At 37.8% G+C, this 278-nt stretch carries 1 protein-coding gene; it reads right to left on the bottom strand.

Features of this window, described 5'->3' with window-relative positions; translation table 11 throughout:
* Positions 1 to 38: 38 nt before the first annotated feature.
* On the bottom strand, positions 39 to 278 hold a 240-nt coding region (locus tag HC733_RS22785; RefSeq protein ID WP_190367229.1), incomplete at its 5' end, for an integrase core domain-containing protein.

Raw genomic sequence — 278 nt, 5'->3', positions numbered from 1 at the left:
TGAATCGCCCCGAGTTCATCGGAGACTAGTTGTTTAAGTCAGGCTACTTTACCTGACTCTTTTAAATTATCATAGAAATCAGCTTCATATTGAGCTGGTGAAATATATCCAATAGAAGACAGTAAGCGTTGATTATTAAACCAATTGACCCACTCTAAAGTGGCGTATTCGACAGCATCAACATTTTTCCATGGTCCATTTCTTCGGATAATTTCTGTTTTAAATAAACCATTTATCGTCTCAGCCATTGCGTTGTCATAAGAATCTCCAACGCTTCC

It is taken from the genome of Pseudoalteromonas sp. S16_S37, from assembly GCF_014694405.1.
Classification (GTDB): Bacteria; Pseudomonadota; Gammaproteobacteria; order Enterobacterales; family Alteromonadaceae; genus Pseudoalteromonas.
The sequence above is the reverse complement of the archived record's forward strand: the minus strand, read 5'-3'. Positions and strand labels throughout refer to the sequence as shown.